The following is a 24,387-nucleotide window of genomic DNA, read 5'->3' as shown; positions in this document are numbered from 1 at the left end:
TCTGCTTAAAATATCGAACCATGCTGTGATTTTGTATATTTCTCCATTTTCAAAAGATTTCCCTGCCGGTCATCCAGCCCCTTTCAGCCGTGCGGGTCATGTGTGCAAGAACTTTGGCAGCCGTTACCTACATCATGGTCCTCTTGATTCGCGTACGACAAACAACTTAAGTTTTTAAAAGCATTTGCTTTTTAAACCTCTGCTTGCTACACTCAATCCGAGCACTTATTAAAATATTTTAAAAAGTATAAAGGAGGTCCCTCATGGCCGGTATGAACACGGATTTATTAATCCAGTTGCGGCAAGCCCTCTTATTCGATCGGCTTCAGACGATTCCGGAACTGAGCCGGACGCTTTCGACGAGTTTCCCGACAATCAAAAAACATTTGGACATTTTAATCGAGCACGGTGAGGTCGATGAAGAGGATTCGGATGTATCGAGCGGCGGACGTCCGGCTAAACGCTATCGTTCCCGGGCCGATCACACTCACGGATTGGCGCTGTATCTCGAACTCGATGCCATCGGTTACCGGATTTTCGACGCTGTCGGCACATTACTGACGAACGGAACGGAATCCGTTCCCCGTCAGCAACCGCACGTTCCGGCTCTCGTCTGCCTGATTCACCGGTTGCTTGCGCAAGATCCGCGTATCACTTTTTTAAGTGTCGGCGTGGCGGCATCTGTCGAAAACGGGCAAGTCTTTTTTGCACCGGATTATCCGTCTTTGCAACAGGTCGATCTGAAACAGACGCTCGAATCCGAGTTCCACTTGCCGGTCGTCGTCGAAAATGACATGAATGCCGCCGTCATCGGCTTTCACGAAGCCTATCAGCAGCGGCAACAGTCCCTGATTTATTTGTACTTAGGAAAAAACGGACCCGGTTCCGGGATTTTAATCAACGGACAACTCGTCCGCGGCAGCAGCCACTTTGCCGGTGAAATTTCCCTTGTCCCGCAGTATGACAAGGCGACGTTCGGACAACGGATCGCCGAACGAAGTGATGTCTTGAACGCGGACACGATTGATGCGATCAGCCGGTTGACGACGACGTTCGCCGCGACACTGAATCCGCATCTGTTGATTTTTAACAGCGCGGAAGTGACGGCGTCAGATTTGGAACAAATCCGGACGACAACAGCCCGCTATATCCCGGAAACCCATATTCCCCGGCTCGTCCGGAGTAACTGGGAAACCGATTATCTGAACGGCTTGACACGTCTCGGATTACAACTTCAGATAGAACAACCAATAAAGGGGACATCAACATGAGTGGAGTCTGGTTACTCAGCATCATCTATCTTGCCTTCATCAGTTTAGGATTACCGGATTCGTTACTCGGCGTTGCCTGGCCCGTCATGCGGACAGAGTTCGGGGCGAATCTCGAAGTCGCCGGCTGGCTGTTCATGACGATTGCCGGCGGAACGATCATCTCGAGTCTGTTCAGCGGCAAAATTCTCAACCGGTTTGAAACGAGTCATATCACCGCCTTCTGTGCTGCAGTTACGGCTGGCAGCCTGCTCGGATTTTATTTTGCCCCTTCGTTGCTCTGGCTGTTCCTGCTCGCGATTCCGCTCGGTCTCGGTGCCGGCGTCGTCGACGCGGCACTCAATCATTTTGTCGCGACCCGTTACAAAGCACACCATATGAACTGGCTTCACTGCTTTTGGGGCGTCGGCGCTACGGCCGGACCGTTGATTATGGCAGCGATGATGAGCGAATCGGGCGACTGGCGCAGCGGATATCTGACTGTCGCACTGGTCCAGTTCGGTCTTGCCTTGCTGCTCGTTTTAAGCGTTCCGCTTTGGAAACAGGCACCGGTCGCAATTGCAGTACCGCCTGAAGAACTGTCCTTACACGGAACACAGGCGAAGCGTTTGACCGGTCTCCCGTTCGCGCTCGCCTCGTTTGTCCTCTATTGCGGTGCTGAAGCATTGATCGGTTTATGGGGCAGCAGTTATCTCGTCCAGGTCAAATCTTTTTCCGTCGAAACAGCGGCCACCTGGATTTCCGTCTATTACGGCAGCATCACCGTCGGCCGGTTTTTGAGCGGCTTTTTATCGCTCCGGATGACGAACCGCCAGTTGATTCGGTTGGGGCAAGGGACGGCTCTGCTCGGCAGTCTGCTGTTCTTCCTGCCGCTCGACGGTTTGATGCTGACCGGATTTATCCTGATCGGACTCGGACTCGCGCCGATTTATCCGGCCATGTTACATGAGACGCCGGTCCGGTTCGGCCAGGACGCGGCGAAACGGCTGATGGGGGTTCAGATGGCCTTCGCCTACAGCGGCAGTACGTTTTTGCCGCCGTTGTTCGGTGTTCTCGCCTCGTTCCTGACGTTACAGCTGTTCCCGGTGACAGGTTTCCTGATGATTCTGTTCCTGTTGCTCTGTTCCGAACGGCTGAACCGTGTCCTTGCGAAACGGGCATTGTCCCGCGCTTCCTAAATCATTCAAAAAGGAGTCTGCTCTCATGAAGATTGAACATATCGCCGTTTGGGTCAAGGATCTCGAACGGATGAAACACTTTTACGAAACGTATCTCGAGGCGCAGGCCAATGCGTTGTACCATAATCCGCTCAAAGGATTTTCGTCCTACTTTCTCCACTTTAAGTCAGGCGCCCGGCTCGAGTTGATGCACCGGACGGATATCGATCACGATGCGCCGCGCGACCGGTTCGGTTACGCCCACATTGCCTTTTCGCTCGGCAGCCGGTTCGCTGTCGATCAGCTGACGGCACGGCTCGAGGAGGACGGCTATAACCGAATCGACGGTCCGCGTCTGACAGGCGACGGCTACTATGAAAGCGTCTTTCTTGATCCGGAAGGACTGACGATCGAACTGACCGTCTGACACTAATTCAAAAACACCATGCTGTTTCGTACGCTTCCGGTCAAGGAGACGTCGAACTTCATGGTGTTTTCTTTTGCATGTGTCCGGCCAATCATTCTGTAAACAGTTTGTACCTGTTTTTTCCTGATGATTTTGCTTCGTATAACGCGATATCCGCTTGGCGGAGCAGCGTTTTCAGACTGCTGTCAGCGTCTTTGTAGGCGACGATTCCGATGCTGGTCGACAGTTCATATGTGTCCCACGTACTCAACCGGACAAGAATTTCATCTGCTTGATCGATCAATGCTTGCTGAGAATCAAAGTGCGTAAACCGAATGACGAATTCGTCTCCGCCCAAGCGGACGGCATAGGCTTCTTTTTGTCCTGCAATCAGTGACTTCAATCGTCTTGCGACCTCCTGCAGAACAGCGTCCCCGGCATCGTGTCCGTACACATCGTTGACATTTTTGAAGCCGTCCAAATCAAGGAAGAACAAGGCCCCTTCCGTCTCCGGTTGCTGGTCGAATTGATGCGTCAAATACCGCCGATTGTACAGATCCGTCAACATGTCACGCCAGGCAAACCGCTCGAGTTCCAGATAATACGAAAACAGGCGGACGATCCGTTGCAGTAACTCGATACTCTTGCTCTCGAACAAACTGACTTCATCATTGATGGCGCACAATGTACCGAACTTTTCTCCGTTCGCAAGCGAAATCGGAATCCCTAAATAGGACTGAACATTCGCCCCTTCCAGTACTTCCCTCATGCCGTCGAGACTGCGGTCTTTTGTGACATCTTCGTATATAAGCGGTTGTTTCGTTTGAAAATCGATTCGTTGGCAGAGCGAGTAATTCAAATCAATGACCATTCCTTCTGTGACCGGCATCCGGGTCTGCTCTTCGGACAGTTTAATGATCAATTGCTCGGTCTCATTGATAGCTGATAAATAAAACAGCTGTTCCGGCAGAATCTCTTTTGCAAGATCCAGTAAATCATCTGCTAAATCATCAAATTTCGTGTACATTTTCAGTTCTTCAAAGTGTATGTTCATTCAGCACCTCGACACGTCATAGTTTTTAAACACTTCGTCTGAGTTTTTTTATAGACAGCATCTGCTAATCTATTTCATTTTACCATATATCGGATATTGATTTACTGTTCAACTCAAAAAAACACCGCCTTGTCGCACAATCTCTCAACAGAGAAACGGGTACAAGGCAGTGTGTTTTGGTCGCATTCACGCGCGGTTTTTCCGCAGCAGATACAAGAAGTACGGTACACCGATGATCGCTGTGATCAATCCGGCCGGAATTTCAAGCGGCGGATGAATCCCGCGCCCGATCGCATCGGCGACGACCAACAGTCCGCCGCCGACGAGGACGGCCATCGGAATCAACAGGTGGTGCCGGTGACCGATTAAACGTCGGGCTATATGCGGGGCAACGAGTCCAAGGAACCCGATTGATCCGACCATCGCGACGGCGACACCAGCGAGAACAACAGCAAGCGCGAGAAAGACATACCGGGTCCGTTTCATCCGTAACCCGAGACCGATCGCTGCGTCTTCACTGAGTGACAGAATATCGAGTTGCCGGTGTCCAGACCAGATAGCGAGTCCGAGAATCAGAAAGACCGGCGCCAGGACATACACTTCCGTCCAGCCTTTGCCGAACAGACTGCCGGCAAGCCAAACGAGTGAATCATTCGTCTGGAGCGGAAACTTGATCAACAGATATTCCGTTCCCGACGCACAAATCGCACTGACGGCGATGCCGAGCAAAGCAAAGGAACTGTGTTGCAGCTTGCCGTGATCGGCAAGTAACATCAGGGCAATCATCACGAGTGCCGCTCCGCCCATCGCTGCAAGCGGCGTCAAAACGAGCGGACCGTCCGGAAGTAACGCAATTGTCAAAACGGTAAACAAGGCCGCTCCGTTCGTCACGCCGATGACGTCCGGGGAGACGAGCGGATTCCGGATGATCGCCTGCAACAAAACACCGGATAGGGCAAAACAACCGCCGGCGAGTAACGCGAGAAGTGTCCGCGGCAACCGGTAGTTCAAGACGATGAAGGCACTTCCATCTCCTTGCAAGGCTGCGACGATTTCACCCGGTTTCAAGTAGACGGAACCGACGCCGAGCAACAAAAAACTGAGCACAGTGACAAGGAGCGACATGAGGACGAGACCAAGCCATGGTTGTTGACGGAGTCTGTTCATTTACGCCACCCCTTTCGTCTGACGTTTCGCTAAATACAAGAAGAACGGCGCCCCGAGTAATGCCGTCACGATCCCGACCGGTGATTCATAGGGATAAGCGATGAACCGGGCGAGGACATCGGCAGACGTCAGCAACAGTCCGCCGCATAACGCGGACACCGGCAGGACATACCGGTAATCCTCCCCGACCAGGCGCCGGACGATGTGCGGGACCATCAGACCGATGAAGCCGATGGCTCCGGCGACGGCAACCGTCACACCGGCCAGCAAGACAACAGCGACGGCTGCCAGCATCCGGATCCGGGTGATGTTTTGCCCCAGTCCGACGGCGACGTCCTGACCGAGTTGGAAAATCGCCAGCGATTTGGCCAGGCTGAAGGCTAAGATCAAGCCGATGATCGACCACGGCACAATCAACCGGACTTCAAGCCAGCCGCTGTCACTGATCGATCCGGATAACCAGTACAAGACATTCGTGATCCGGTCATTGAATAAAATCAACCCTTTCGTCAAAGACGTCAGCAACAAGTGGATCGCCATCCCGACGAGGGCCAGTTTCAGACTCGTCATACCGCGGACGGACGCAAATGAAAAGACGAGCAACCCGCCAATCATTGCACCAAAGAAAGCGAAGTACACGAGATTGGCCGTCCCGAGCGCCGGGAACAGCAATAACGCGAGAATCACGAACAACGAGGCTCCGGCGTTGACACCAAATACCTGCGGCGAGGCGAGCGGATTCCGGGTGACGGCCTGCATCAATGCTCCGGCGACGGCTAGGTTTGCCCCGAGTATCAGTCCCAGTACTAATCGTGGTAATCGAAGTGTCGTCAGGACCAATGTTTCTTTTGACAAATCACCGGATGACCATTCCCGGATGGCTTCGAGCGGCCGAATCGTCGTTACGCCGAGAAACAGACTGAGATAGGAGCTGAGTCCAATCAGCACAATAAGTAGAACGAGCAAACGGATCAATCGTGTTTTCCGAATCATCAACGGCTTCCCCTTTCATCAACAAAAGCCAGATTGCTCTGGCTCGTGTCGTCGTTTATGATTTTTTCGGATACAGCAGTTGAATCGCTTCGTCGACGATTTGTTCCGCTGCGTCCAGTCCGCGGTAACGGGTCCACAAGTCACGATTGACTTCGTAGACTTCACCTTTTTTCACAGCCGTGATCTGATTCCAGAGCGGATTCTTTTTCCACTCGTTGAGCAGTTTCGGGTCGGCTTCCGCCATGAAGATGACGTCCGGATCCCATTTGACAATCTGCTCCAGCGTAATCGTCACGGTTGGTTCTACTGTTTTCGTGATGGCATTATCGATGCCGAGTTTTTCAAGCAGTTCCCCGTCAAACGATGTCTCTCCGTGTGCCGTCAATGAATCGGACCGGAAGACACCAACCATGATTTTGCGTTGATCGTCCGGATCGACTTTTTGTTTGGCAACTGCGAGTCGCTTGTCATGCAATTTCAGACGTTGCTCCATTTGATCGGTCTGCCCGACGGCTTCCGCGATGCTCTTGAATGATGCAAGGTTTTCCTGATAGGTCGCATTCCGGCTTTTTAAGATGATCGTCGGTTCGATTTGCTGCAATTGTTTGTAGATGCCTTTATGCCGGTTGAAATCTCCGATGATCAAGTCCGGTTTCAGCGAGCTGATGACTTCGAGATTCGGTTGCTGGCGTGTCCCGACTTCCGTAAAGGAAATCTTCTTATCGAGCAGCCCCGATACATCATCCTTGTTTTCCTGTGCGATGCCGACCGGTTCAATACCCAGTTCGTCGAGCGCGTCGACGAACGAGAACTCAAGGGCCACGATCCGTTTCGGATGGTCCGGCACGTTCGTTGTTCCTGCTTCATGCGTGACAGCGTGCGTCTTTTTCGTCGTCTCTTCTTTCGCTTGTCCGGCACACGCCGCAAGCATCAGACAACTCATTACTAAAAGCGCGAATGCGCCGGTCATTCGTTTTCGTAACATGAGGAGCCTCCTTCTTCATCCGGAATGAGAATCATTCTTAATTAATCCTGTTTCAGCATAACAAAGTTCATCACGAAACAAAAGACCAAATCTTATTTTCAGATAACATGTATCCTGTCATGAACGGGAATATGCGATAATGGAATCATCGATTAAAGGAGGAATTGTCTTGTCTACATTTATTAAAGACGTAGCCGGCCGGATCCATTATCCGCTCGGTCATACGTTAACGTTTGCCGATTTACCGGCGCTGCTTGAAGCCTTTGCCTATCATCTGGCGTTTGACAATCAAGCAGTTCTTGAAAAAGAGTCGGTTCCGTTTGACCAGAACCGACTACGACAGACCTTCATCGAACGTCAGGCGGGCGGTGTCTGCTATGATCTCAACCATTTGCTGTACGAAGTGTTACGAATCAAAGGGTTTGACGTTTCACTTCTCAAGGCGACCGTCTTCGATCAGGAAAATGACGTCTGGTCCGCGACCGGTCCGACCCACGTCGCCGTCCTGTTGTCGCACCAGGAGCAGACCTATCTCGTCGATACGGGATTCGGTGTCAATCTCGCCTTACGCCCAATTCCTCTGACCGGAGAAACGATCACATCACCGAGCGGCAGCTACCGGATTGCCCCGAACGGCGCCGGTTATCAGCTGGAGATGTTACGGACCGGTCAGGATGACGAGTTTGTCATCGGGTACCATTTCTACACGCAACAGACGATCGAACCGGCTGCTTTATCCGACATGGAACAAATCATCCAGGAACATCCGGCTTCCCCGTTCAACAAACGTAGTCTGCTCGCCATCCGCAAAGCCGATGGCCACCGTATTCTGACACGACAGGCGTTAACGACCTGGACCGAAGGCAAGAAAACGATTCAACCGGTCACGTCCGATGACCAGTATGCGGCCTTTAAACACGACTTCTTTTAAGGAGATGAGGAGACTTGTATCGTTATACCCTCTGTTTGATTCGCAAGCACGATCAGTGGTTGCTGCTGAACCGGCAAAAACAACCGGCGATGGGGATGTGGAACGGGGTCGGCGGTAAAATCGAACCCGGCGAGTCCCCGGCGGAATCCGTCATCCGGGAAACGTTTGAAGAAACCGGTCTGACGCTGACCGCTGTCCAGTTCTCGGGCACGATTCTCCTGCAGGCGGACGAGACGGTCGGAATTTATTTGTTCCTTGCCGAACTGCCGTCTGATCAGCTCCTCGTGACACCGCTCGCGACCCGGGAAGGTATTCTCGACTGGAAACAGCTTGACTGGATCCTTCATCCGGATAATACCGGTGTCATCAGTAATCTGAAGACTTACCTGCCGCACGTCTTGAAACAGACGACACCACAGCTCCACACGTTTCACTATGACGGGCACCGGCTGCTTGAGCACCACATTTCTGCCTTGGAAAAAACCATCCACTAAAAAAAGACATCCGTTTGCCTGCTGCTGACCGAAATCAACAGTGCAAACGGATGTCTTTTAAGTTTCAGTTAAAACCAAGCAGTTCCAAACCGGTCACGATCAATGCGACCATCACGATACCGGGTAGGAGATTCGCGACCCGGATTTTGGTGATGCCGGCTAGATTCAAGCCGATTGCTAAAATCATCACACCGCCGGTCGCCGTCATCTCCACGATGAATTGCTGAAGGATAGCGTCCGGAACAAATTGCGTAATCGCCACTGCGCTGAGAGCAATTGCTCCTTGATAAACGAGAACCGGAATCGCCGAAAAGATGACGCCGATCCCGAGAGTCGAGCTGAGGACAAGTGCCGTGAAGCCGTCAATCAATCCTTTTGTATAGAGGACGTCATGGTCCTGACGTAAACCGCCGTCAAGCGCCCCGAGTACGCCCATTGCTCCGATGACGAAAATCAACGTGGCTGTGACGAAACCTTCTGCGATATTCGATGGATGACCCCGTCCGATTTTTAGTTCAAGCCATTCGCCGACTCGGTTCAGCTTTTCATCAATTCGTAACCATTCACCGATTGCCCCGCCTAAGACGAGACTGCCGATGACGATCAGGAAGTTCTCACTCTTCAGTCCCATCTGAACACCAAGCACGACGACAGCGAGTCCGATTGCCTGGACAACCGTTTCCTTCGTCCGTTCGGGAATTTTATGAAACAGCAGACCGAGTAATGTACCGATGATGATTAATCCTGTATTGACAAGTGTGCCGGTTAAGACCATCCTGTGTCCTCTTTTCTAAGTAATAAAATTTATATATGGTATTTGAAATAATTATATTTCCGGTACTTCTTTTGACTGAGCCTGCTTTAAACTGTGGATCGTCATCCCGAGCATGACAAGCAACATCCCGAACAACGCGAGACTGTTCGGAAAGACAGCGTGTAAAAACAGCATCTCCCCGAGGACGGTGAACAGGATTTCAAACGACTGCGTCGCTTCGACCGCTGCAAGACGGACCGGTTCCGTCCGGACGAGTGTCGTCGCATAAAAGAACAGTGATGTCGCGATGACGCCGGAGAATAAGGCGACCAGTCCCGACTGACCGACTTGTCCCGCGGACGGCAAGCCGACCTGCACGTACGCGACCGCGGATAACACGAACCAAAACGGCAGACTGGCCACCGTCATCCCGAGAATCCGGTCAAAGACATCAAGTTCGTCCCCGTACCGTTCCATCATCTTCCGGTTGCCGAGCGGATACGCGATTGCGGCACAGATGACCGGAAGAACACCAAGCAGCAGCGTCGAAACGGATACCCCATCCGCGACCGAGAGTTGCATCAGGCAAACACCCGCGACGATTAACAGCGAATAACGGAGCGATGCCCACGGAATCGTCTGTTTGAACAGCGGTGCCAGCAGCGGTCCGGCGAGAATCGTCACCTGCCACGTTCCGGCAATCAGCCAGCCGGGTGAATAGTCAGCAGCAAGACAAATCCCGCTGTAAAAGATCCCGAAGCCGATCGTCCCGTACGTCAGCCAAAAGTACGGTGCTTCCCGAAGTGCCGACCAGACACGACCTAGCCGACGCCGGTAGGCGACAATCACGACGAGCAGCGGCAACATCAGATAAAACCGTAAGGCGGCACTATAGATCCAGTGTCCCCCGTTTCCTTGCATCGATTGATTCAGGATGAAGGTGACGGCAAAAAACATCGCCGCCAAAATCCCGATTAGGATGGGTCGCATGGCGTGTCCTCCTCTAGGGAAGCAATCAGATGGCGCCCGAGACCGTTCCAGTTGTGTTCCGTCGCACGGACAAGGTCTTCAATCCTGCCGTTTTGACAGGCTTCGATGATCGTTCGATGATCCGTGACCGAGTCATGCCCGTGACGGCTGAACTGGGCATACTCGAGCCGGCGGATCAGCGGTGTCAAACGGTTTAACGTATCCGCCAGTTGCCCGTTTTGACTCCGCTTGAGGAACAGACCGTGAAAGGCGTCATCAAGTTGCAACGCCGTTTCAGCATCTTCGTGCATAATCGCGTCCTGAAACGCTTGATTGAGTTCTATTAAACGGGTGATATCCGCTTCCGATAAGGGAAACGCGAGACGTGCCGCAAGCGCATGCAGTGTCGCGACGATCGGAAACGTCTGCCTTGCCTGCGTCGCGTCCAGCATCGTGACATTCGTCCGTGATCCCCGTTTCGTAACGACGAGTCCCTCCTCCTCCAGTTTTTTCAACGCTTCGCGAACCGGTGTCCGGCTGACACCAAACGTCTCCGCGAGTTGCTGATCGTTTAATTTTTGACCCGGTGCCAAGGTCAAGGTGATGATTTGCTGTTGCAGTCGTTGATACACTTCTTCACTTAAGGAAGTTCGTTGAATCGGTTGAGTTTTCATACAACTAATATATTACATATCAATTAAGAATGTACAGATTTTTCCTGTTAATGTGCCGCGAGATTTTTTAACATGCTGTTATAGGATGTAAACCGCCTTGAAGTCATCGCTTATTTAATTTACAATTATTTGGTAGATCATTCTTGATAAATGGAGGGTTACTCGATGTCCAGTCTCGGATTATTTCTAATCATTATCTTCTCAATCGCCATCTGGATGACCGTTTCCAAAGAAGCCACAAAGGATTCTGAGGAAATCAGTCGTCCGAAAATGTTGACGTTGCTGACTGCGGGATCGATTTCGACCATCATCCTCGTCATTACACTTGTTCAGTCTTTAAATATCTTCTGACCTTATAACAGTTGATCACGCTTTAAGAAACGGGGCATATCCTATGAATATGAAATCCTTTCTTCTCAGCTTCATCCTGATTTACCTGCTGCTCAGTCTTCCCGCCTTCTTCGGAATCGGCTACGTGATCGACTGGGTACCGGAAGCGACGCTCGGTCAGAAGTTCAACGGTTATGTGATCGCAGGGCTCGGAAACCAGTTCCTGCTGAAAAGCTTATGTGCCGTGATTGCAAGTATCGTCCTGAGTCTTCTGCTGTCTAACCGTAAAGTAGGAAAACGTATGTAATGCCACACGAAGACGTCCCGCTCTGTTGGAGTAGGACGCCTTTTGCTGTATTTCTTGAGTAGAATCGGGATTAAGAAGCCTGTTGTTTCTCGACGACTTTTTCTTTCCGGAACAAGCCGAGATAGACCAGCCCGAGTCCGAGACAGACGATCAGTCCGATGTAGACACTCATCCTGAACGGTGCGAGCATCGCTCCGAGAATGATCGTCGAGCGGGACAACAGATCGGCACCGGCATGTGACGTACTGGCAAATGCCGAGTAGGCGCCGCGTTGGTCGGCCGGCATCATGTTCGCTTTTTCCGCATTCAGCGTCGGGGAATAGAGCAGCTCCCCGATTGTCGCGATGAAGATGAACGTCAAGAGCAGCGTCAGTGAATTCGCACTCGTCACGGTCGCATAACCGATGATGTAGAGGACCAGTCCGCCGACCAGCGCCTGTTTATTCGTAAACCGGTTCGAGAACCGTTGAATGAAGAATGTCAGACAGACGACGAGAATCGTATTTTCAATGTTGATCAGACTGAGCATCCGGACGCCGTTGACGGTCAGGTCGCCGATCGTCACCGTGTCGAATTCGTCCGCCAAGCGGACGGCGACGTAACTGCCGATCGAAAATTCGGCCGCGAGAATACACATCGAACCGAAGACGACTTTGACGAACGGCCGGTCACGCCAGGCGATCTGATAACTTTTTCCGAGATCTAAAAATACATTCCGGAGCGGTTGTTTCTGCCAAACGTGTTTCGATTCGTCGAGCAAAAAATGATAAGCGACCGGCAACAGCAACGACGTACACGTCAACAGACTGAATAAAAACAACCGGTTGCTGACGTAAAGCCAGCCGCCGAGCGCCGTTCCGAGGGCAATCGACAGATTGATCAGCCAGTAGTCGATCGCATACACGGCGCGCCGGTTTTCCGGCGTCGTCGCATCGATGATGATTGCGCTCATCGCCGGCCGACCGATATTGCTTGTCACCGTGAAAATCGCATAGGCAATTGTGAACAGTAACATCTGATCGATGGCGAGACAAATCGTCATGACTAAAAATATTAATCCGGTCGCCGTCGTCGACAGGACGAGCAACCGTTTCCGCGGGAAGCGGTCGGCGAGGTAGCCGCCGATCAGACCAATCAGGAAACTGAGTATGACTGTCCCGATCAAAAAGATTCCGGCAAACACTTTATTGTAGGCTTGGACGAACAGCAATGCCATGAACGGCATGATCGCAAACGATATCGTCCGGTTGATAAACGATGTGACCAATCTTACTTTAATTGGTCGAGGCATTTCTTTCCATTTCATTTTTTTATAGATCGGCGGAAATCCCCGACTTTAGTCAGGGGTGGGACCGACCTTCACCTCCTTCTGGTTGGATATCAACGAGCCAGGTCTTCGCTTTCTCGAGCAATATCAGTTTCTTATAAGAAGCAGATTTATGAATGCTGAAGCCTGCTAGCGTTCTGAGGTCGAAGTAGCCGTTCTTGCGTCTTCCGAAAACGAAACACGTTTGCTCCTCGTATTGCACCTTGTCGAACAGTTGATAGCCGTGGACAAGGCGCTCCGCTTTGTTCGCCTTTCTCTTACCCTTTTTACCGACGGTCATCTTATGCAGTTGACGGTTGTTCGCGCGTACCTGTCGGAAAAGATACGACACCTTTGGTTCTTCCGCTAATGGATTACCGCTGATGCAACGTGCGTCGACAGCATGACGCTTCTCGAGTCCATTTTGAATGCGTCTGTTCTTCGTTAGGAAGCCATAGGTCAGTTTGACGTAAGGATACGTTTCTTTGACAGCGTTGTAGATGAACCAACGCATGACTGTCATCTGCGAGGCATCACGGAAAGAACGTGATTTCCGTTGGAAAAGATGCTCTAAGTTTTCCTTGTGAATCTTTTTGTGGCACGTCTCACAGAGTGTGATGAGATTGTCTGGTGCATCACCACCGGTGCGACGGCTTTCGATATGATGGACGTTCAAGATTTTGTCCTTCGATTTTCCTTTGCAGTGCTGACACATGTGCTTGTCGCGGAAGAAGACATACTCCCGGACGTTCCAAAAGCCGAGTTGGTCTCCCTTCCGATACAGATCACCCGATATGTCAGGGCTCTTGATCTTTTGGATGTCGAACTGAGCGACTTCAATCGTTAGATGTTTGATCGGCAACAGACGATGAATCATCCGGATGAGTTTCAGATGGGAATCGACTTTATGCTGAACGGATGGCGCAAGCCATCCGTTAGGTTTCTTACGATTAAGAAAACGAGCTTGACGGTAGCGTGTCTTTCGACTTCTTCTTGCGCTTCGCATGGCACGTCGTGTCGCCAACAAGTCTTGGATGTCGGTACGCAGTTGAACTTCTCCTTCGAGCAAGACCTTCGTGGATGTTGTCGCTGAGAAACCGATATGTTTCGTTCCGGCATCAACGCCCAGTGAAATTTCTTGCTTATATCCACTTGATCCGAACAATAGCTGGATTGTGAATGGAGTTTGTTTGATCAACTTCGCTTTGCCATTGTTTAATAATTTACGCGCTTTACTTGGTTTGCATGGCATCAATGGTTCACCATGATAGTTTAGTACGAAAACGAACATCACGTTTTCCTCCTTCGAGTTTGTTGTTCTTCGTCAATGTTGGAAAGGCTTTTTCCATCTGCAACACCGCCCCGACCTAACAGGACTTTTAATAACAGACGACAGGGCAAACGGCTAGAACGGGCACCGAGAGGTGTCATGACCCAACCAACGTAGTTCGTGAGAACCTAGACTAGTCAATTTCAAGCTGTATAAGCCCGTCACTTTAGTGATAGGTAATTGACATTGTCACCTTCCATTCTCTACCTGTATGATAAATAAGACACAGCAACTAAAAAATGGACATCATTAAGGAAAGATGTCCCCTTTTAGAACGGAGGAATGAGATGGACGCGTATCTGTTCACGTTATGGAAAACCTGCCGCGAAGGATTGTATTCGATTGCCGAACTGGCCGACAACATCCATTTAAGCCCCAAACAAACGAAACGGTATTTAACGCGCTGGCAGGAAGACGGTTGGCTTGCGTATACGAGCGGTCGGGACCGCGGTCATTTGACACAGCTCGTCTGGCTCCGTCATGTCGAACGCGAATATGCGAAACAGATGCTCGAACGGATTGAACGGGAATCGGTCGACGCCGTGACGGAAGAACTGAGCTGGGACTGGTCTCCCGCTCAAACCGGTCGTTTCATGCGAAAGCTCGAGCAAAAGTTCGGCTATACGCAGGAGTCGTCCGATGCCCTGCTGATTCCACGCCGACGTCCTTTTTTAACGACCGATCCGCTCGAAGCCGCCGACATTCACAGTGCCCACCTCGTCCAAAACGTCTTCAGCCGGTTGTTCGCGATTGACGCCGACGGCAAACTGCAAGGTGAACTGGCCCATCATTATGCCTGGAACGGTCCCGTCCTGTCACTCTATTTACGAAAAGACGTCCGCTTCCATGACGGGTCGCTCTTAACAAGTAAGGATGTCACGAAAAGTCTCCGGAAACTGGTCGCTTATCCGGCGTATGCCCGGTCGTACCGGCATGTCGAACACATTCAATCCAACGGACCGTACCAGGTTGATATTACATTAGACCAGCAGCGCCATTCGTTGCTGCCGAAACTGGCGACCATCCATACGAGCATCAGCAAGGACGACGTCGGGACCGGACCGTTCCAGCTGACCCGAAATGACCCGAAAAAGACGATTTTGTCCGCTTTTCCGAACTATTACGGCATCCGCGCCCTGCTCGACCGGATCGAGTTCATTCAAATGTCAGATGCGTATGACCCCGTCTACCGGACATCCCGTTCAGACTCTGGTGAAACGGATACGATCGCGACTCAGTCCGGCTTTGGACTCGTCTTTTTGAATCCGCGTCCCGGTGGTCCGTTCGAGCGACCGGAAGCGCGGCACTATATTCACCGGTTGATTGCGGCGATCCGTCCGGCGATCCAGTCACTCAATGAGCGGGGTTTTCCGAACGACCGTGGGTTTCTGGAACAGTTCAGTTCCGTCCATCCGCTTCCGGAGGGTCCAACCGTTTTGTTTACGCAACCGCTCCGGATCAAGCTGACCGACTTCACGGACAAGGTGACCCGCTGGTTATGCGAGACGTTTGACGCGCACGGGATTCCTTATGAGTTCGTTCCGATCGGTTTTAAAGCAAGCATCACCGATTTCCATGCCTTTGAGACGATTGATCTCGCCGTTCACGCGGAAGTCTTTGAACGGAACTTACCAGTCGCCTTTCATCAGTTTTTAACGAATGATTTTTCCCCGCCGGCGAAGATGTTCCGGCAGATGCCAGAGATGAACAAATGGATTGACCGGTACGACGAAACGCCTTTTGAAGACTGGATGAGACTGCACCAGACGGTCGAACGATATTTGATCGACTCGTCTTACTTCATCCCGCTCTATGATGACACCCGGATCATCCCGTTTCCGATTGAATTACAAAATATCACGATTGATTCGTTCGGCTACTTCGATTTCTCAAAACTGTGGATTTCTTCTTAACCTCCGGTATTCTCCGGAGGTTTTTTGTCGGTTACTTGACGAAATGATGGCATACTTGTGACAAATATCACGTACTTTTTTAAATCTAGTATTTTATCTATTGCATTAAAAACAGATGTGACGGATACTGAAATCGAACCTGATCCGATCACCCATTATCCAAAAAGGAAGTGTACTTATGTTAACTCCATCTGCGATCACCATCATCAAATCAACCGTCCCGGTGCTTGCCGAACATGGTCACAGCATCACACGTGTCTTCTATCAGCGCCTGTTTGAAAATCATCCAGAAATGAAACATATCTTTAATCAATCGAACCAAAAAAATGACCGTCAGTCGCAGGCGCTTGCGACAGCCGTCTATGCTGCCGCCGCTTACATCGATCAGCTTGAGACGTTGAAACCGACGTTACTGCCGGTCCTTCACAAACACCGCAGCCTGCAGATCAAACCGTACATGTACGACATCGTCGGAACGGAACTGATTGGTGCGATTCAAGATGTCCTCAAAGACGCAGCGACACCGGACATCATCGACGCCTGGACAGCCGGCTACGGGGAAATCGCCAAGCTGTTCATCTCGCTCGAAGCGGAACTGTATCAACAGGATGAACAGGCAACGGACTTTGAAGGGTATCAACCGTTCGTTATCGAAACGATGACGACTGAATCAAGCGACATCAAAGCGTTTACGTTACGTCCGGCAGACGGACGACCACTTGCTCCGTACCAAACCGGTCAATACGTCACAGTCCGCCTGCAGGCACCAGACGGCTTATGGCAAAATCGCCAATACAGTCTGACGACAGTCGCCAACGGCACATCGTACACGATCGGTGTCAAACAGGACGGGTCTGTCTCACGTCAGCTGCACGGTCTGTCCGTCGGTGAAAAGGTCCTGCTCAGTGCACCGGCCGGTTCGTTTACATTAACGGACGCTTCGACTCCGTTCGTCGGTCTTGCCGGCGGAATCGGTTTGACTCCCCTCCTCGCGATGACCGAAGCGGCCCTTGCGGTTGGTCGTAAAACGACGTTATACGTCGCCGTCCAGGACGATCTCGACCGCCCGTTCGCCGAACAATTGGCCCGGTTTGAAGAACAGGGAGCAACAATCATCCGCTATGCGGAACGTAATGCCTTACCGGGTACAACACCGGGACGCTTGTCGGTGGCTGATGTCACGAACATTGATCCGGCGGCCGACACGTATGTCTGCGGACCGGAAGCGATGATTCAGTTCGTTCGCCGCTACTTTAGCGGTCAAGCGGACAAATTGCACTTCGAAGTGTTCGGACCAAGTCTGGCACTCGAAGCACCGACCGCCGTTTCTTAACGCCTCTCTTTTCTTGTCGACAAAAAAACGGACGAAACTGCCCTTTTTTCAAGGGTTCAGTCTCGTCCGTTTTTTCATCATACCGACCGCTTAAACGGTCCTATGTAAGATGTTATTTTTCAAGCTCCGGTGTCATCCGTCGCCATAAGACATTCAACATGACCGTCATTCCACCGATCGGAATCAAAAACATCAACGCAAGCATCGCCATTCCATCCATCTTTTGCATTCTCCTCTGTAAGCGTTTTTTTAAGTATAACGCCCCCCGTTTCTCCTGCCCTCCGCCTGAAGGCCGATTTGTCATCCGACCTCGTCCCGTCGCACTTCCGTCGCCGGTGATTTACGCTGAAGTCGTAGGATCAGCAGAATCAACAGACCGCTTCCGGAAAAGAACAGAAACACGGTATCAATCGCAAACATGGTCGTCAAATAGGCCGACAATCCGAAGAACAACGCCGAACGAATCCGTCCGAGCAAGGCATCCGGTGTCGTCTGTTGAAGCAGCGTCGAAAACGGAATTCCGAACAGACTGAGCGCCATCCCAAGCAACAACATCCCGCTGAAGGCAAACGGCAGAGATGTCGTCAGTCCGATCAGCAGGGTAAAACCGCCCTGCAAGACCATCGACAGATAAAACATCTGCATCAGATCAATCCGGTTCGCAAGTCACGCATACAACAGCGACATGCCGATCCCGCCGATGACGAGGGCCAGTTCGAGCAGCGAAAACGTATTCGCTCCGCCCCATATGACGTTTTTCGCAAACGGCGCGAGTAACGCGTTGACCGGTGTAATCATCCAGTTGGCGAGGATACCGAAGACTAAAATCCGGATCAATCGGTGGTCCCGCGCTAAATAAGTAAACCCTTCCCGTAAATCGTTCCAATAAGTCAGTTTCGGTTTAACTGCCTTGTCCGGTGCCGACCGTAACGGGAACAACAGGAACCAGGCGATCAGGTGGACGACGGCTTCCATTCCTAAAATCACCGTAATCGAAAATCCACTAATCAACAAACCACCCGCCAGTAGTCCGGCCAACGTCCCGACCCGGTCGAGCGTACTTAAGTAAGCATTGGCAACCGGCAACTGCTCGGACGCGACAATCCGGGTGACGACTTTAAACGCCGTATTGCCGCCGATGACCTGTAACAGTGTCTGAACCGCAAGCAGACTCAGCAACGGCAGAAGGACCGCCTCCGTTTGCGTCAGAAGATACCAGACGGCACCAAGCAGTAAAACCGGATCAAGACGGTCGCTTTCAGCAGACGGACCGGCTCGATCCGGTCAATCCACGGTCCGACCAGACTCGAACTGATGAAACGGATGACAAACACGGCACCGATGACTAACGAGACGGCTGCCGGCGACAGCAGTCCGGCACACGTCCAGTAGATCGCGATATAGGAGATGCTCGCTCCGACAGTTGCAATCAGGTCAGAGACATAAAAATAACGAAACAGGCGGTTCATTCCAACTTCTCCTCTCACAAGCGGGTTCTCTCCCCCGACATTTTCTCTTTCATCAGTTTACACTTTTTTACATAACCGGGATAGAAGCATTTCCATTTTTTACAGAACGTGTTTTTTCCGACATCTGTTCGTCATATTCGACGAATCTTGTTATCGACTTCTCATCGGACTGTAACGCAGAAGTCGTCCGAAGTCCTCTATACTGAACATAGAAGGAAGTGAAGAGCCAATGAGAATGCATACACGTACAGTCACCCATCATGAATCGACGGATCATCCATCGGAAACACGGCTCGGCTATTACTTTTTATTGATCGTCTTGCCGCTAGGTCTGGCGCATCTCGCCCAGTCGCTGATCCCGTCAGTCGATTCCCATCAATCGTTTTTATTGTCCACGCTTACGATTTGCGCGATCAGTCTGTTTTCGATTCTCGGACGCCGGACCGACGGCAGTGCTAAAACTACCTTTTTCAGCTACGCGCTGTTTTTAGTCGTCAGTTTAACGTCGACCTTTGTCATGCCGCTGATTTAAGATGAACTACATACCGTTTCATCTGCTCAGACACAAAAAAAGCCAGTTTTCGCATTGCGAAAGCTGGCTTTTGATCTCTTACTTATTCGCACCGACATACGTAAAGAGTGGTCCGCGCAGTTCAAATGAATAATCTTCGGCGTTGACGATGCCGACGATTTGATCGCTGTTGAGCAGTTGATCGAGGAACGTCGCCATCTCTGCCGCCGTGTGGTATTTAGCGACGTTTTTGCTGTAATCAAATCCAGCTTCCCCGCGTGACCGGTCGGCGAATTCCGTTTCCGTTGCCGCCGGTGCGAGAACTTTCGCCTGCAGTTTCGCCCCGGAATTTTTCAATTCTTGCGCGAGTCCTTCCGTATAGGCGCTGACATAAAACTTCGTCGCGCAGTACGTGACCGCGTTCGGGACGATCCGATAGCCGCCGCCAGATGAGACGTTCAGGACCGTCGTGCCTTCGACGTCATGATAATCGTGGACATAGCGGCTCGTTAAGACCGTCAAAGCTTCGATGTTCAGCCGGAGCATCTTCTCGACTTTCGGGACTGACACATCTTTGACATTGTCGAAATCACCGAATCCGGCATTATTGATCCATGTCTCGATGTCGAGATCTTTCAACGAATCATACAGTTCGTGGACGTTGACCGATTCCGTCAAATCAACGGACCGCAGAATGACATCACTGTCCGGTGCCAGGGCTTTGACTTCATCGCGTAATTTTTCCAGTTCATCCGTCCGGCGGGCGACGAGAACCAGTGATTTTCCTTTTTTCGCAAGCACTTTCGCTGTTTCGTAACCGATACCGGAGCTGGCTCCTGTAATGACCGTGTATTTCATGAACAATTCCCCATTTCTGTTTGGTATAGTGAAAGTCTACAAGTTAGAGTCAACTCTAAGTCAAGCAGGAGAGGTGCGATTAAGATGTATACGATTTCAGAAATCAGCCGATTAACCGAAACAACGGCCCATACGATTCGCTATTACGAAAAAGAAGGACTGTTATTCCCGACCCGCACCAAAAGCGGCGTCCGGCGTTATGATGAAACCCAACTGACGTGGCTCCGCTTTGTCTTGCGGCTCCGGGCGACGCATATGCCGATCGACCAGATCCGGGAATATGTCAAACTGTTCCTCGCATCGTCCGAGACGCACGACACGTCGCTTGAGCGGCTCCGTCTCCTCGAAGCACACCAGCAAAACGTGCGTGCTCAGCTCGCGGAACTCATCCGGACGGAACAGATGATTACGGAAAAAATTTCCGTTTACCAACAGCTTCATCCGTTAGTCAAAGAAACGTTTTAAGAAAAAGCTTGCCGGAGCCGGGCAAATCCGGCGTCTCGCGTTTGCTGATCCAGCTCTCCGTAAGCATCGCCGACACTGATTTCTGTTGAACAATACCCGTCTTTGTCGACGAGATAACCTACGAACCCGAGCCCCGTCTCTTCCTGGACCTGCTCGAGTTTCGGGGAAATGTCCGCCGCCTGTCCGTCAAAATGAAGGTGGAACATGTTCGAGACCGGAACTTCCGGTGTCGTATGGACGCCCGGTAAGGCATTAAACTGCTCTGCCAGTTGTTTTGCCTGCTCATAGTACTGCCCCATCCGGTCCTTTCGCAGTTCATAATAATAATCGGCCGAAACGATGTACGGATACAAACTGATTAAGTCCCCGCCGTACCGCCGCTTCCAAATTCGCGCCGTCTGACAGAATGCTGCCGGGCCTGCGAGAATCGCACCGGCAATCCCGCCGAGTCCTTTATAAAACGAGATATAAATACTGTCAAACAAGCCGGCAATCTCCGCTGCCGTCTTTTCATAATACGGTAACATCTCAAACAGCCGTGCGCCGTCGAGGTGCAGCCGGATTCCCCGTTCGCGGCAATACCGGCTGATCGTTTCGAGTTCACTGAAAGCCGGAGCGACACCGCCGATTTCCCGTTGCGGCAACTCGAGCAACAGACAGGCGATGTCCGGTAACGCCTTAATTTCGTCGAGCGTCATCAGCCGGTCCGCTGCGCCGACCAGAATTGTTTCAATCGGGTGCAACTCCTTCAGTCCGTCCTGCTCATGGATTTCGAGATGACAGAGCGGATGGTAAGCGACAGTCCGGTTGTCCGTCTCGTCCGACCAGATTCGTAACGCCACCTGTTGCGCCATCGTACCACTCGGGAAAAAGACGGCATCGTCCATTCCCAGTACATCCGCAAATTTTTGTTCGAACGGTTCGATAATCGCCCCCGTCCCGTATTGATCACTCGCCATCTCGTCTGCCACTGCTGCAAAAGCAGTTTTTAAGACCCCGACATTCCGTTTTCCGTGTCCGCTGATTTGACCGGTTGTTTGTTGAAAACTTGTGCGTAAGCGATTCATTTGATACCCTCCATTTATTTAGGAAATAATGACTATTTTTTGAAAAAAATCAAAACGATGCCGTGTCGTATTTGCTATACTCAGTTCAGACTCATGCAACCGCCGTTTTGACGGTATGAAAGAGGTGATCCCATGCAGACTTCGTTCCGATTGAAAATCGGTTTGTTTCTTTCCAGTGTTTTATTGATTCTGTTTGTCATCCAGTCGTTCATCCCCCATTTTCTGACATCGTTCGTTTCTCTTTTCGACAGTCGGACGTCAGGCTCCTGTACGACACGTTGTGGTGACACATCTCATCTTACCCTTCCATCGGATCCGCTTGTGATCGACTTTGAACCGTTTGTCGAGACCGTCGCGCCGGATCCGGACCCGCTGTTATTACGGACGGGCTTCGATTCCGCTGTCGTCGCACCACCATACCCGTTCATCTTTATTTTCCTGATGATCGCATCAATCGGACTGCTCGTTTATTACATCAAAATCATCCGTCCGACCCGCTTCCAGCCGCTCCTCTTCACACCAAGCCGCGTCGAAGTGATCCGCTACGGACATTATGAACTGCCGGCGGAAGACATTCGCCAACATATGCTGCTGTTTAACCGCCGCCTTCCTCAAGCGCTGCAACGGCGGGAACAGGAGACGATGACGGAATGGTTCGCACGGATCAAATTTCCGTCTCCGGTCAATCCGCATTACTTAGAAGTCCGTTACGGCGGACATGTTTCGATTCCGGTCCACCAACTGACGTTTTTTAAACAGACGACCGAAGACTTTTTACGACGTGTCGGCTCGACGATCATTTGATCCAGCAGTGCCTGATTCCAGATCAGCCACTCCTGAATCAAGTGATTTTTTAGTGGTCATAAAAGTATTCCCTAATCCACCAATATTCGGTCTTTTTCAGGCAGAAACTGATATTCCTCAAGAAAATCGGGTATTAAATACTATATAGCTAACTAACATCTTATAATCTTTTGAACTGTTTCTGAAAGAGAGCGAGGCGAAACGAGATGATTACAGCACAAGAAGCTTACTTCATAAAAAATGGTCTGAATGAACAGTTTGAAGACCCTCGAATCGACTGCGACTTTTCCATTTTCTCGCTCGAACCGTTTCAACTCTTGTTACATGTACATGATGAAGAGCTTGATGAATTGAGTACTGAAACCCGGTATGTCCTGAGTCGAAAGATTCGGTCTCAACTGCATCAACTGGACGCGAAAGTCGGCGGTACGCCGGTCAAGACGGTTTTTGTCATTTCTGCACCGTTGATTTCCGAACGGTCCTATTGCGTGATTTTGCAATGATTCGAACGACCATTCATGGATTTCAAAAAAGCTCTGATCCCATCTCGAAATGGAATCAGAGCTTTTTTAAGTAATCCGATTAACTGGCTTCATGGCTCGAAATTTGATTGCGGCCGCTCGACTTTGCCCGGTACAGGGCCTGATCGGAGAGGACAATCAAATCGCCTTCCGTCAACGTCTCGCTCGGCCGGACGACGGCCAGTCCGATGCTGACACTGAGCTGGCAAAGCGGTTCGTACGCTTTGTGTTCAATCTTCATCCGGAGAATCTCGCTGCGGATCCGTTCCGCGACATGTGTGATCTGTTCGACGTGTTCCGTCAAGATGACCGCAAATTCTTCCCCGCCGTACCGGGAGACATGCCCGAACTCGCCCGCTTGTTTCTTTAATGTCCCGGCGACTTTCTGCAGACACCAGTCACCTTTCAAGTGACCGTACGTATCGTTGTACAGCTTGAATTCATCGACATCGATCAAAATCAAGCCGACGTCCGTCTGCAGTTCCCGGGCAGCCGTGAAGGAAGCTTCCAGATGCTCGTCGAACGCACGCCGGTTCGGAATCGCGGTCAAGGCATCGTGCAAGGAGCGGTGAATCAGCGCCTGCTGACTGCGCTCGAGCCGGAACGTCTGCAGGAAGATCATCAGCAACAGGACGGCGACACTGACGACAATGACGATGACCCATTTGGCGGACGCCGACGCCCGTTTGGACCGTTCCGTCGCTTCCCGGATGATCTTATCGATGTCCTGATTGATTTTCGCATTGATCGGCCGGAACTGATTGACGTAGTCCATCCCGCTGTAGCGGTTTAAAGCCGCCCGTTCGATCTGATTGCTCTGAATCCATTTAATCTGTTGTTCGTAAAATCCGTCCGTCTGTAAAATCAACGGAATCGCTTCATCTGCCAGTAACTGCTTCAGAATCGGGTGACGTTGATCGAGCATCTTCAACCGGGCAATCGTTTCATTCAGTTCCGCATTGGTACTTTTAAATTGCTGAAACGTCTGATCATTTTGATCGAGTAGATAACTGCGGACGGTAAGCTCTTGATCGAGCAATAACGGAAACAGTTGCGAAGCGGCATTCGAGATCGGAATCGCTTCCGTCGTGATCCGGTCATTCTTTTGTTCAATTTTCAGGAAGGCATTGTAACTCCAGATACTCGTAAACATCAATGAAAACAATGCAAGTAATAAATAAAATTGCAACGTCGATAATTTCAAGTTCAGTCTGACCTCTTTCTTTTCCGTCGGCAGCGACTTCAAGACGCTGACGATACGGGACGCTACCTTATTATCGGTATCTTGGGATCAAACCATTAGCGCTCTACTCGAAATATT

The 24,387-nt window shown here is 51.1% G+C and carries 28 protein-coding genes; 13 read left to right on the top strand and 15 right to left on the bottom strand.

What is annotated here, in order from left to right:
* The first annotated feature begins 263 nt into the window (after positions 1–263).
* The 3 genes from EXIG_RS07305 to EXIG_RS07295 are packed head-to-tail and all read left to right on the top strand — an operon-like array spanning position 264 to position 2,852.
* Complete coding sequence (locus EXIG_RS07305; protein WP_012370295.1) at positions 264–1,271, top strand: ROK family transcriptional regulator; 1,008 nt, start codon at positions 264–266, stop codon at positions 1,269–1,271.
* Positions 1,268–2,446, top strand: a complete 1,179-nt coding sequence (locus EXIG_RS07300) for an MFS transporter (protein WP_012370294.1) — start codon at positions 1,268–1,270, stop codon at positions 2,444–2,446. The genes EXIG_RS07305 and EXIG_RS07300 overlap by 4 nt, the downstream gene beginning before the upstream one ends.
* 25 nt (positions 2,447–2,471) lie before the next feature.
* Positions 2,472–2,852, top strand: coding sequence for a VOC family protein (locus EXIG_RS07295; protein WP_012370293.1), 381 nt, complete (start codon positions 2,472–2,474; stop codon positions 2,850–2,852).
* 91 nt (positions 2,853–2,943) lie between these two features.
* Here the strand turns inward: EXIG_RS07295 and EXIG_RS07290 are convergent, their stop codons facing one another.
* From EXIG_RS07290 to EXIG_RS07275, 4 genes are all read right to left on the bottom strand, one after another.
* Entirely contained in the window at positions 2,944–3,885 is a 942-nt protein-coding gene (locus tag EXIG_RS07290; RefSeq protein ID WP_012370292.1) for a sensor domain-containing protein, read from the bottom strand.
* 186 nt (positions 3,886–4,071) lie between these two features.
* Positions 4,072–5,052 (bottom strand): FecCD family ABC transporter permease, encoded by a 981-nt coding sequence (locus tag EXIG_RS07285; protein ID WP_012370291.1) that lies wholly within the window; start codon positions 5,050–5,052, stop codon positions 4,072–4,074.
* Positions 5,053–6,045 (bottom strand): FecCD family ABC transporter permease, encoded by a 993-nt coding sequence (locus EXIG_RS07280; RefSeq protein ID WP_012370290.1) that lies wholly within the window; start codon positions 6,043–6,045, stop codon positions 5,053–5,055.
* A 55-nt stretch (positions 6,046–6,100) separates the two neighbouring features.
* Positions 6,101–7,030, bottom strand: a complete 930-nt coding sequence (locus EXIG_RS07275; protein WP_012370289.1) for an ABC transporter substrate-binding protein — start codon at positions 7,028–7,030, stop codon at positions 6,101–6,103.
* A 169-nt stretch (positions 7,031–7,199) separates the two neighbouring features.
* On the opposite strand from EXIG_RS07275, the gene EXIG_RS07270 reads away from it, so the two are divergent.
* Positions 7,200–7,961, top strand: coding sequence for an arylamine N-acetyltransferase family protein (locus tag EXIG_RS07270; protein ID WP_234944596.1), 762 nt, complete (start codon positions 7,200–7,202; stop codon positions 7,959–7,961).
* 14 nt (positions 7,962–7,975) lie between these two features.
* Entirely contained in the window at positions 7,976–8,455 is a 480-nt protein-coding gene (locus EXIG_RS07265; RefSeq protein WP_012370287.1) for an NUDIX hydrolase, read from the top strand.
* Positions 8,456–8,519: 64 nt separating this feature from the next.
* Here EXIG_RS07265 and EXIG_RS07260 read toward each other — a convergent pair whose 3' ends face one another.
* From EXIG_RS07260 to EXIG_RS07250, 3 genes are read right to left on the bottom strand one after another with little or no spacing between them, the layout of a single operon-like run.
* Entirely contained in the window at positions 8,520–9,230 is a 711-nt protein-coding gene (locus EXIG_RS07260) for a DUF554 domain-containing protein (RefSeq protein ID WP_012370286.1), read from the bottom strand.
* Positions 9,231–9,281: 51 nt separating this feature from the next.
* Positions 9,282–10,199 carry a DMT family transporter gene (locus tag EXIG_RS07255; RefSeq protein ID WP_012370285.1) on the bottom strand — a complete coding sequence of 306 codons (918 nt, stop codon included), beginning with the start codon at positions 10,197–10,199 and terminating at the stop codon, positions 9,282–9,284.
* Positions 10,184–10,852, bottom strand: coding sequence for a GntR family transcriptional regulator (locus tag EXIG_RS07250; protein ID WP_012370284.1), 669 nt, complete (start codon positions 10,850–10,852; stop codon positions 10,184–10,186). Before EXIG_RS07250 ends, EXIG_RS07255 begins: the two co-directional genes overlap by 16 nt.
* Positions 10,853–11,017: 165 nt before the next feature.
* On the opposite strand from EXIG_RS07250, the gene EXIG_RS07245 reads away from it, so the two are divergent.
* The gene (locus EXIG_RS07245; protein WP_012370283.1) at positions 11,018–11,203 is read left to right on the top strand and encodes a hypothetical protein; all 186 of its coding nucleotides are present in this window, start codon (positions 11,018–11,020) and stop codon (positions 11,201–11,203) included.
* Positions 11,204–11,246: 43 nt separating this feature from the next.
* The gene (locus EXIG_RS07240; RefSeq protein ID WP_012370282.1) at positions 11,247–11,489 is read left to right on the top strand and encodes a hypothetical protein; all 243 of its coding nucleotides are present in this window, start codon (positions 11,247–11,249) and stop codon (positions 11,487–11,489) included.
* A gap of 70 nt (positions 11,490–11,559) precedes the next feature.
* Here EXIG_RS07240 and EXIG_RS07235 read toward each other — a convergent pair whose 3' ends face one another.
* A complete protein-coding gene (locus EXIG_RS07235; RefSeq protein ID WP_041261590.1) occupies positions 11,560–12,795 on the bottom strand; it encodes an MDR family MFS transporter in 1,236 nt (411 codons plus the stop codon).
* 34 nt (positions 12,796–12,829) lie between these two features.
* A complete protein-coding gene (gene iscB, locus EXIG_RS07230) occupies positions 12,830–14,086 on the bottom strand; it encodes an RNA-guided endonuclease IscB (RefSeq protein WP_012370280.1) in 1,257 nt (418 codons plus the stop codon).
* A gap of 326 nt (positions 14,087–14,412) precedes the next feature.
* Here iscB and EXIG_RS07225 point away from each other — a divergent pair, with 326 nt between their 5' ends.
* Both EXIG_RS07225 and EXIG_RS07220 read left to right on the top strand, forming a co-directional pair.
* Complete coding sequence (locus tag EXIG_RS07225; protein WP_012370279.1) at positions 14,413–16,038, top strand: ABC transporter substrate-binding protein; 1,626 nt, start codon at positions 14,413–14,415, stop codon at positions 16,036–16,038.
* A gap of 178 nt (positions 16,039–16,216) precedes the next feature.
* Positions 16,217–17,371, top strand: a complete 1,155-nt coding sequence (locus tag EXIG_RS07220) for a globin domain-containing protein (protein WP_012370278.1) — start codon at positions 16,217–16,219, stop codon at positions 17,369–17,371.
* Positions 17,372–17,671: 300 nt separating this feature from the next.
* Here the strand turns inward: EXIG_RS07220 and EXIG_RS07215 are convergent, their stop codons facing one another.
* From EXIG_RS07215 to EXIG_RS07205, 3 genes are read right to left on the bottom strand one after another with little or no spacing between them, the layout of a single operon-like run.
* Positions 17,672–18,016, bottom strand: a complete 345-nt coding sequence (locus tag EXIG_RS07215; RefSeq protein WP_012370276.1) for a hypothetical protein — start codon at positions 18,014–18,016, stop codon at positions 17,672–17,674.
* A 21-nt stretch (positions 18,017–18,037) separates the two neighbouring features.
* Positions 18,038–18,550, bottom strand: a complete 513-nt coding sequence (locus tag EXIG_RS07210) for an MFS transporter (protein ID WP_012370275.1) — start codon at positions 18,548–18,550, stop codon at positions 18,038–18,040.
* 26 nt (positions 18,551–18,576) lie between these two features.
* The gene (locus EXIG_RS07205; protein WP_012370274.1) at positions 18,577–18,840 is read right to left on the bottom strand and encodes a hypothetical protein; all 264 of its coding nucleotides are present in this window, start codon (positions 18,838–18,840) and stop codon (positions 18,577–18,579) included.
* Positions 18,841–19,075: 235 nt separating this feature from the next.
* Here EXIG_RS07205 and EXIG_RS07200 point away from each other — a divergent pair, with 235 nt between their 5' ends.
* Positions 19,076–19,372: a hypothetical protein gene (locus tag EXIG_RS07200; RefSeq protein WP_234944595.1), complete on the top strand. Its 297-nt coding sequence runs from the start codon at positions 19,076–19,078 to the stop codon at positions 19,370–19,372.
* A 78-nt stretch (positions 19,373–19,450) separates the two neighbouring features.
* Here the strand turns inward: EXIG_RS07200 and EXIG_RS07195 are convergent, their stop codons facing one another.
* On the bottom strand, positions 19,451–20,209 hold the full coding sequence (locus tag EXIG_RS07195) for an SDR family NAD(P)-dependent oxidoreductase (RefSeq protein ID WP_012370272.1): 759 nt from the start codon (positions 20,207–20,209) through the stop codon (positions 19,451–19,453).
* Positions 20,210–20,293: 84 nt separating this feature from the next.
* Between EXIG_RS07195 and EXIG_RS07190 the strand changes: the two genes are divergently transcribed.
* On the top strand, positions 20,294–20,674 hold the full coding sequence (locus tag EXIG_RS07190) for a MerR family transcriptional regulator (RefSeq protein ID WP_012370271.1): 381 nt from the start codon (positions 20,294–20,296) through the stop codon (positions 20,672–20,674).
* Here the strand turns inward: EXIG_RS07190 and EXIG_RS07185 are convergent.
* Positions 20,671–21,741, bottom strand: a complete 1,071-nt coding sequence (locus tag EXIG_RS07185) for a threonine aldolase family protein (RefSeq protein ID WP_012370270.1) — start codon at positions 21,739–21,741, stop codon at positions 20,671–20,673. The two genes, EXIG_RS07190 and EXIG_RS07185, sit on opposite strands and share 4 nt — an antisense overlap.
* 132 nt (positions 21,742–21,873) lie before the next feature.
* Here EXIG_RS07185 and EXIG_RS07180 point away from each other — a divergent pair, with 132 nt between their 5' ends.
* Both EXIG_RS07180 and EXIG_RS07175 read left to right on the top strand, forming a co-directional pair.
* Positions 21,874–22,545 (top strand): hypothetical protein, encoded by a 672-nt coding sequence (locus tag EXIG_RS07180; protein ID WP_012370269.1) that lies wholly within the window; start codon positions 21,874–21,876, stop codon positions 22,543–22,545.
* 206 nt (positions 22,546–22,751) lie between these two features.
* Positions 22,752–23,048: a hypothetical protein gene (locus EXIG_RS07175; protein WP_012370268.1), complete on the top strand. Its 297-nt coding sequence runs from the start codon at positions 22,752–22,754 to the stop codon at positions 23,046–23,048.
* 79 nt (positions 23,049–23,127) lie between these two features.
* On the opposite strand, the gene EXIG_RS07170 is transcribed toward EXIG_RS07175, so the two are convergent.
* Entirely contained in the window at positions 23,128–24,270 is a 1,143-nt protein-coding gene (locus EXIG_RS07170) for a GGDEF domain-containing protein (RefSeq protein ID WP_012370267.1), read from the bottom strand.
* Positions 24,271–24,387: the final 117 nt, after the last annotated feature.

This window comes from Exiguobacterium artemiae 255-15 (genome assembly GCF_000019905.1).
GTDB classification, from domain to species: Bacteria; Bacillota; Bacilli; order Exiguobacteriales; family Exiguobacteriaceae; genus Exiguobacterium_A; species Exiguobacterium_A artemiae.
Note: the sequence above shows the minus strand (reverse complement) of the source record. Positions and strands in the feature narration are given on the sequence as shown.

Coding starts and splice junctions, on each gene's coding strand:
- EXIG_RS07260 (WP_012370286.1), bottom strand. CDS start 9,230: ATGGTCTTAACCGGCACACTTGTCAATACAGGATTAATCATCATCGGT.
- EXIG_RS07185 (WP_012370270.1), bottom strand. CDS start 21,741: ATGAATCGCTTACGCACAAGTTTTCAACAAACAACCGGTCAAATCAGC.
- EXIG_RS07305 (WP_012370295.1), top strand. CDS start 264: ATGGCCGGTATGAACACGGATTTATTAATCCAGTTGCGGCAAGCCCTC.
- EXIG_RS07195 (WP_012370272.1), bottom strand. CDS start 20,209: ATGAAATACACGGTCATTACAGGAGCCAGCTCCGGTATCGGTTACGAA.
- EXIG_RS07200 (WP_234944595.1), top strand. CDS start 19,076: ATGCATACACGTACAGTCACCCATCATGAATCGACGGATCATCCATCG.
- EXIG_RS07250 (WP_012370284.1), bottom strand. CDS start 10,852: ATGAAAACTCAACCGATTCAACGAACTTCCTTAAGTGAAGAAGTGTAT.
- EXIG_RS07180 (WP_012370269.1), top strand. CDS start 21,874: ATGCAGACTTCGTTCCGATTGAAAATCGGTTTGTTTCTTTCCAGTGTT.
- EXIG_RS07190 (WP_012370271.1), top strand. CDS start 20,294: ATGTATACGATTTCAGAAATCAGCCGATTAACCGAAACAACGGCCCAT.
- EXIG_RS07280 (WP_012370290.1), bottom strand. CDS start 6,045: ATGATTCGGAAAACACGATTGATCCGTTTGCTCGTTCTACTTATTGTG.
- EXIG_RS07245 (WP_012370283.1), top strand. CDS start 11,018: ATGTCCAGTCTCGGATTATTTCTAATCATTATCTTCTCAATCGCCATC.
- EXIG_RS07240 (WP_012370282.1), top strand. CDS start 11,247: ATGAATATGAAATCCTTTCTTCTCAGCTTCATCCTGATTTACCTGCTG.
- EXIG_RS07205 (WP_012370274.1), bottom strand. CDS start 18,840: ATGAACCGCCTGTTTCGTTATTTTTATGTCTCTGACCTGATTGCAACT.
- EXIG_RS07300 (WP_012370294.1), top strand. CDS start 1,268: ATGAGTGGAGTCTGGTTACTCAGCATCATCTATCTTGCCTTCATCAGT.
- EXIG_RS07235 (WP_041261590.1), bottom strand. CDS start 12,795: ATGAAATGGAAAGAAATGCCTCGACCAATTAAAGTAAGATTGGTCACA.
- EXIG_RS07275 (WP_012370289.1), bottom strand. CDS start 7,030: ATGTTACGAAAACGAATGACCGGCGCATTCGCGCTTTTAGTAATGAGT.
- iscB (WP_012370280.1), bottom strand. CDS start 14,086: ATGTTCGTTTTCGTACTAAACTATCATGGTGAACCATTGATGCCATGC.
- EXIG_RS07290 (WP_012370292.1), bottom strand. CDS start 3,885: ATGAACATACACTTTGAAGAACTGAAAATGTACACGAAATTTGATGAT.
- EXIG_RS07175 (WP_012370268.1), top strand. CDS start 22,752: ATGATTACAGCACAAGAAGCTTACTTCATAAAAAATGGTCTGAATGAA.
- EXIG_RS07255 (WP_012370285.1), bottom strand. CDS start 10,199: ATGCGACCCATCCTAATCGGGATTTTGGCGGCGATGTTTTTTGCCGTC.
- EXIG_RS07295 (WP_012370293.1), top strand. CDS start 2,472: ATGAAGATTGAACATATCGCCGTTTGGGTCAAGGATCTCGAACGGATG.
- EXIG_RS07220 (WP_012370278.1), top strand. CDS start 16,217: ATGTTAACTCCATCTGCGATCACCATCATCAAATCAACCGTCCCGGTG.
- EXIG_RS07215 (WP_012370276.1), bottom strand. CDS start 18,016: ATGCAGATGTTTTATCTGTCGATGGTCTTGCAGGGCGGTTTTACCCTG.
- EXIG_RS07285 (WP_012370291.1), bottom strand. CDS start 5,052: ATGAACAGACTCCGTCAACAACCATGGCTTGGTCTCGTCCTCATGTCG.
- EXIG_RS07225 (WP_012370279.1), top strand. CDS start 14,413: ATGGACGCGTATCTGTTCACGTTATGGAAAACCTGCCGCGAAGGATTG.